The sequence below is a fragment of the Citricoccus parietis genome (assembly GCF_042433045.1).
Lineage (GTDB): Bacteria > Actinomycetota > Actinomycetes > Actinomycetales > Micrococcaceae > Citricoccus > Citricoccus parietis.
The window spans coordinates 46,804-53,337 of sequence record NZ_JBHLWH010000048.1 but is presented as its reverse complement, the minus strand read 5'-3'; the positions used below and the strand labels follow the sequence as shown (position 1 = coordinate 53,337).

At 70.0% G+C, this 6,534-nt stretch carries 5 protein-coding genes and 1 pseudogene; 3 read left to right on the top strand and 3 right to left on the bottom strand.

Annotated elements, in window-relative coordinates; all coding sequences use genetic code 11:
* The 3 genes and pseudogenes from ACFFIO_RS17235 to ACFFIO_RS17225 all read left to right on the top strand — a co-directional run.
* Window positions 1–404: pseudogene (locus ACFFIO_RS17235) on the top strand (heavy metal translocating P-type ATPase); the annotation flags it as partial.
* A gap of 153 nt (window positions 405–557) precedes the next feature.
* The gene (locus tag ACFFIO_RS17230; protein WP_159554403.1) at window positions 558–1,058 is read left to right on the top strand and encodes a signal peptidase II; all 501 of its coding nucleotides are present in this window, start codon (window positions 558–560) and stop codon (window positions 1,056–1,058) included.
* 124 nt (window positions 1,059–1,182) lie between these two features.
* Entirely contained in the window at window positions 1,183–2,511 is a 1,329-nt protein-coding gene (locus tag ACFFIO_RS17225) for a cytochrome P450 (RefSeq protein ID WP_159554401.1), read from the top strand.
* 232 nt (window positions 2,512–2,743) lie between these two features.
* Here ACFFIO_RS17225 and ccsB read toward each other — a convergent pair whose 3' ends face one another.
* The 3 genes from ccsB to ACFFIO_RS17210 all read right to left on the bottom strand — a co-directional run bounded on the left by ccsB (window position 2,744) and on the right by ACFFIO_RS17210 (window position 6,490).
* A complete protein-coding gene (gene ccsB / locus ACFFIO_RS17220; protein ID WP_159554399.1) occupies window positions 2,744–3,862 on the bottom strand; it encodes a c-type cytochrome biogenesis protein CcsB in 1,119 nt (372 codons plus the stop codon).
* A gap of 3 nt (window positions 3,863–3,865) precedes the next feature.
* Window positions 3,866–5,662: a cytochrome c biogenesis protein ResB gene (gene resB, locus ACFFIO_RS17215; protein WP_159554397.1), complete on the bottom strand. Its 1,797-nt coding sequence runs from the start codon at window positions 5,660–5,662 to the stop codon at window positions 3,866–3,868.
* Window positions 5,663–5,869: 207 nt separating this feature from the next.
* On the bottom strand, window positions 5,870–6,490 hold the full coding sequence (locus tag ACFFIO_RS17210; RefSeq protein ID WP_159554395.1) for a TlpA family protein disulfide reductase: 621 nt from the start codon (window positions 6,488–6,490) through the stop codon (window positions 5,870–5,872).
* Window positions 6,491–6,534: the final 44 nt, after the last annotated feature.

Below are 6,534 nucleotides of genomic sequence, written 5' to 3'. Positions count from 1 at the left end.
CCGGTGCCGGGCCGACCGCGATGATCGGCGACGGCATCAACGATGCCCCGGCCCTGGCCGCCGCCGAGGTCGGCATCGCCATGGGCGCCACCGGCTCGGACGCGGCCATCGAATCCGCCGACGTCGCCTTCACCGGCCACGACCTGCGCCTGATCCCCCAGGCCCTGGCGCATGCCCGCCGCGGTCGGGCCATCATCAACCAGAATATCGTCCTGTCACTGTTGATCATCGCCGTCCTGTTGCCGCTGGCTATCACCGGCGTCCTGGGTTTGGCCGCCGTGGTGCTGGTCCACGAGGTCGCCGAGGTCATCGTCATCCTCAACGGCCTGCGCGCTGCCGCCAGCCGGCGCACCACCCTGGAGCCCCTTGCTGACCGGCAGGCTCAGCCCGCCACCGTGGGATGAGCTCCCACCGTGCCTGCGGAACAGAGACTCCGCAGGCACGGTGGGAGCTGACATGTCGGGCCATCCGGAACCCTCCAGTGACTCCACAGGTCGCGCGGAGGGCAGCAGATCCACTGAGTCGCCGGGAAACGGGCGCATCGCGAAAGGACACGAATGAACCACCAGCGCAGGTACCCCCTGGTGCTCTTGACCATTGCGATCGGGGCCGGCGTAGCGGTCCTGGACCAGGGGACCAAGTGGTGGGCGGAGAGCAACCTGTCCACGGGGGAGCGAGTCCCGCTCCTCGGGGACCTGCTCGGGCTCCAGCTGGCCTACAACCCCGGCGCGGCCTTCTCACTCGGCACCGACGCGACCTGGATCTTCACCATCATCTCAGCTGTGGCAGTCGCCGCGGCGATCTGGTTCACCCTCCGGGTCCGTACCGTGCTCTGGGCCATCGTGATCGGGTGCCTCGGCGGCGCGGTGACCTCCCACCTGGGCGACCGGCTCCTGCGCCCACCCTCGTTCGGGCAAGGCCACGTCGTGGACTTCATCGCCTACGGGAACTGGTTCATCGGCAACATCGCGGACATCTTCATCGTCGGCGGGATGCTGACCGTGGCCCTGCTGACCGCCACGAGTCCCGACCGCGACACCGCAGAAGCCCCACAGTAACCGCCAACTGGACGCCCCTGCGCCCCCTGCAGCGGCCGGCAACCCCACGGAGCCAGCCCGTGGGCGTCGGATGGGGCTACAGGGATGTCTTGTCTGGGCAGGAACGGTGTGACAGGTTGGGGGCATGCCTCGTACAACGCGGAGCGGCGATGAAGCAGAAGTGCCGACCCTGGGCGCGGTAGACCACCTCCGCGTCCTGACCCGGGTGCTCCTGGGCCCGGTGGTCAAGGGGCCGATCGTGCGCAGGCCGACAGCCGTCGGCCTGGCCGAACGCCTCGATACCGATGCCGCCGGCGTCGCCGAAATGCAGCGCCTGCGGTCCCGTTACGGCACCGGCCCGGTCCAGCTGCGGATCCCGGGCCGCCGGATCGCGCTGCTGCTGGACCCCGCCGATGTGCACCGCGTGCTCAACGACAGCCCCACCCCCTTCTCACCGGCCACGCTGGAAAAGCGCGGGGCGCTGAACCACTTCGAGCCGGCCGGCGCCCTCGTCTCGACCCCGCAGCAACGGCTCTCACGCCGTCCGTTCAACGAACAGGTCCTGGAAACCCCGCGCCCCGTCCACAGCCATGCCACAGCGATGACGAAGGTCATCACCGAAGAGGTCTCCGCGCTGCTGGGTCACGTGGACTTCACCGGCACCCTGGACTGGGAGGCCTTCGCGGTGATGTGGGGGCGCCTGGTCCGGCGCATCGTGCTGGGCGCCAGCGCCCGCGATGACGACCAGGTCACCGACGACCTGCGCCGGTTGCGTCAGCGCGGCAACTTCTCGTACCTCATGCCGCAGAACCGCCGCCTGCGTGAACGTTTCCTGCGCCGACTGCAGCACTACATCGAGCTGGCCGAGCCCGGCAGCCTGGCCGCCCTGGTCGCGCAGACCCCTGCCCCGGACGAGGCCGTCCCCCACCAGCAGGTCCCGCAGTGGCTCTTCGCCTTCGACGCCGAGGCCTGGGCCACGTTCCGGGCCCTGTCGTTGCTCACCAATCATCCGGGCGCTGTCGAGACGGCACGATCGGAGATGGCCCACGCTCCGGACTTGCCGTTCCTGCGCGCCACCGTGTTGGAGTCCCTCCGGCTGTGGCCGACCACCCCCCTGATCCTGCGCGATAGCACCGCGGCGACGCACTGGCGCAACGGCACCCTGCCACCGGGCACCGCGCTGGTCATCTACGCCCCGTTCTTCCACCGTGACGACGAGAACCTGCCCCAAGCCCACCGCTTCAGCCCAGAGCTGTGGTCTCAGGACCGCGAGGACAGCGACTGGCCGCTGGTGCCCTTCAGCGCCGGCCCCGGCATGTGCCCGGGCCGCAACGTGGTCCTGCTGACCTCGTCCCTGGTGCTGGGCGAACTGCTGCGCCAACACGACTTCACGGCCCAGGAACCGCTGGACACCAGCCAGCTGTCCGGCACACTGAGCCCGTTCTCCTCGCACTTCACCGTGCGCCACGACTGAACTGGCACGTCCTCGGATCCCACCGCCCAGGGCCGGCGCCTGTGGTGCCGCGCCGGGGGGCCGGTCGTCGCTGATCAGAAACTAGTCGCCATTTCGGTGCTGTTAGCCGGCTTCACCCCGGTCACCTGCTCACCGCGCTGATCCTGTCCCGGCCGCCGCGCCAGCGGACCGGCCCCGGACCGGATCCGCCTCCCGACAGGGGTGGGCCTCACCGGTATGGTTCGCCGCTGCCCTACGAGGGCAGGCCGGCGTAGGAGTGCAGGCCCGGGAAGTAGGTGTTGACGATGGTGAAGTTGAACACGATGCAGGAGTAGCCGATGATCGAGAGCCAGGCCGCCCGGTCCCCGGTCCAGCCGCGGGTGGCGCGGGCGTGCAGGTAGCCGGCGTAGACCACCCAGATCACGAAGGTCCACACCTCCTTGGTGTCCCAGCCCCAGTACCGGCCCCAGGACGCCTCGGCCCAGATGGCGCCGGCGATCAGCGTGAAGGTCCACATCACGAAGCCCACGGCGTTGATGCGGTAGGACCAGTTCTCCAGGCTCAGCGCGGACGGCACCAGCCGCATGAAGACCAACCCGCCGGTGGTGCCGGCGCGGGCCTTGGCCTCGCGGCGATGCTGGAGCAGCTGCAGGATGCTCATGGCGAAGGTCAGGGTGAACAGGGCCGAGGCCAGCACGGCGATGGAGACGTGGATGATGATCCACGGGGACTGCAGCGCGGGCTGCAGGTGCGCGATGGGCGTGGGGAAGCCGATGGTGGCCGCGGCCATCATGATCACCACGAGCCCGGCGACGAAGGTGCCCAGGAAGCGGATGTCCTTGCGGGTCAGGAACAGCAGGTACACCACGGAGACCAGCATCGCGCCGGTGGTGCAGAACTCGTACATGTTGCCCCACGGCACCCGGGAGGCGGCCACGGCGCGGGCGATCACGGCGAAGGCGTGCAGGGCGGCGGCGATGACCATCAGCGCCACCGCGACGTTGGCCACCGGGCGGGCGGTGGTGCCCAGGTAGTCCATGTCCTCATCCACCAGCTCGCTCCCGTCGGCACCGGTGTCGGCGCCGGTGCGGTTCGGGCGGGCGCCGGGGACCGTCGTCGAGCCCGTCCCGGCCTCCCGGGCCGAACTCCCGCCCCCGGCGCCCACCAGGTGCTCCCGGAGTACCGGGGATTCGGTGGTGTCGGTGGTGTCGATGTCGCGTTCTCGGGCCAGATCGGTCTCCAGGGCGCGGATGGTCTTGGAGGAGGTGGCCAGGTCCAGGGCGAAGAGGATGAAGGCGGCGGCGTAGACCAGCGCGGCGATGAGCATGAACAGGTCGCTGTAGCCGGCCAACTGATAGTTAATGGGTTGCATGGGTTACTCCGGTCGGTTCTGAACGGCACGGGCGGGGTGGTCCGGGGTGGTGCTGGGACTCCCTGCGGTGGCTGAGGCAGTGGTGGACGACGTGCTGGAGGCCGTGGGCGTCGAGGCGGTGGAGGATGAGGACGGCCCGGGTTCCTGTGGCGCGGTGACGGGCCAGAGCTGTTCGAACTTCCGGCGCAGGGCGAGGTTCTCCTCGCGCAACCTGAAGTCCTCGCCGCGGGCCAGCAGCCCGTACTCGACCACGGTGGAACCGTCGGGCCCGGTGGCGCCCCGGACCCAGACCCGGCGGCGGCGCACGAACAGGCTCACCACCAGGGCGATCAGGGCCAGCACGGCAAACACACCCACGCCCCACTTGCCCGGATCGTAGAGGATGTCCAGGCCGACATAGGGCTTGACCCCGTCGAAGGAGATCGAGCCCTTGCCTTCGGGTAGCTCGTAGGATTCCCCCACCGACAAGGTGACTCCCCCGGTGTCGAGATCGCGGTTGTTCAGCTCGGTGAGGTTCTCGGTGTCCAGGACGTAGACGTTCTGCGGCTTCCCCTCGTCCAGGCCCAGGTCCCCGTGGTAGGAGTTCAGGTTCAGCTCCGGGTTGAACAGCTCGGGGTCGATCGAGACGGCCACCCCGTCCTCTCCCGTATAAGAAGTCGGCAGGAAGAAGCCCACGAACCCGAGCTGGTCGGGTTGGGCGTCGGGGACCTTGATGGTCAGCAGCGAGGTGTACACCTCGTCCTGGACCTGGCCGACCACCGGGCCCTGGAAGGCGATGTCCCCGTTGCCGTCCCGCACGGTGACCTCCGGGGCGTAGCCGTTGCCGACCAGGTAGACCCGGGTGCCGCCGAACGCCAGCGGGTGGTTGACCTTCAGGATCCGCTCCTGGGGCTCGCCACCGGTGCCGTCCTGGACCTCCATGACCGCGGTGAAGTCCAACGGCTGGCCGTAGTGGGTCTCCGACTCCCGGTCGAAGACCTTCTCGAAGCTCTTCAGGGACATCGAGAACGGCACCAGGCTGTCCTCGGAGAAGGCACCGCCGGGGGTGAAGGCGTCGTAGGAGACGAGGGTGTTGGCGAAGCCCTCCTCCCCCTCCACGAGGATCTTCTGCCCGGAGTAGCTCAACAAGCCGCCCACAGCCATGAAGGCCAGCACCCCGATCAGGGACAGGTGGAACACGATGTTCCCGACCTCGCGGACGTAGCCGCGCTCGGCCCCCACGGAGGCCCCGCCGCCGGGCTCCTGTCGGACCTCGACCCGGTAGCCGCGCCTGCGCAGGTACGCCGCGGCCTGGTCCACCGCCGCGGCCGGGGACGGGCCGGAGGGATCCAGCAGCACGGTGCCGTATTCGGGCAGCCGGGACAGCCGCCGCGGGGTGCGCGGCGGGGCCGAGCGCAGCACCTTGGCGTGCTTGACGGCCCGCGGGGCCACGCAGCCGATCAGGGAGACGAACAACAGGATGTAGATCGCCGAGAACCACACCGAGGAGTACACGTCGAACAGCTGGAACCGGTCCAGCCACTCCCCCAGCACCGGGTTGTCCTCCAGGTACTGGTTGACGATCTCCGGACCCGCCGGGCGCTGCGGGAACAGCGAGCCCGGCACCGCGGCCACCGCCAGCAGCAACAGCAGCATCAGCGCGGTGCGCATGGACGTCAACTGCGTCCAGGCGAACCGCAGCGTGCCGGTGACACCCAGGGCGGGCAGCTGGACCTCGGGCTGCTGGGGCTGGTCGTGCCGGGACGGCTCGGTGCGGGCGTCCTCGTCCCGGGCCACCCGCACATTGTCCTGCTGGCTCACCGCGGCCGCCTCTCGTCACTGGACTGCTTCTGGGCACTGTGGCACGGAGCCGGCAGTTGCACCGCCCGGGTGTGCCCGGCCCCGGCGGCCCCCCGGCAACGGGCGCGCGCCCGCGGGGCCGAGCCGGCAGGGTGGTTCTCGTCGCTGGGGTCCTCCGCCGCCGTCCCGGTGGCGGCCAGGGGCAGGGTCCGGTCGCTCACGGGCCGCTCAGGCCTGTTCATCCAGGACGGTGGCGATCAGGGTGCGCAGCGTGGAGGGCTCGGCGATCCCCAGGATCCGGGCCGAGACCCGCCCCTGTCGGTCCAGCACGATCGTGGTCGGCACGGCCTGCGGCGGCACGTAGTCCGTCATCGCCAGCAGCACCTGCCCGCCGCGGTCCTCCACCGAGGGGTAGGTGATCCCGAAATTGCGTTCAAAGGCCTCGGCGGTGGCCACCGTGTCCCGGACATTGATGCCCAAGAACCGCACCCCCTCGGGGGCGAACTGCTCGTGCAGGGCCTGCAGGTCCGGGGCCTCCACCCGGCACGGGGCACAGGCGGCATACCAGAAGTTCAGCACCGCCGGGTCCCCGGCCAAGTCCTCGGTGCTGACCGGCTCCCCGGAGAACAGGGTGGAGCGGAACCGCACCGGCTCCCCGCGCTCGGCCGGGGCGATCTCCAGGACCGACCCGTCACCGGCGATGTAGTTCTTGCCATCGGCGTTGCCGGCCTGGGCGGCCAACGGGTCGTCCGAACTGCAGGCCGCCAGCAGCGGCAAGGACACGACCCCGGCCAGCCCGGCCAGAACCCGACGGCGTGAGGGGGTGGACAACGGCGGACGGGAGGGCATACGGCAGGCACTACTTTCAGAACTCGATACCGGGACCACGGCAG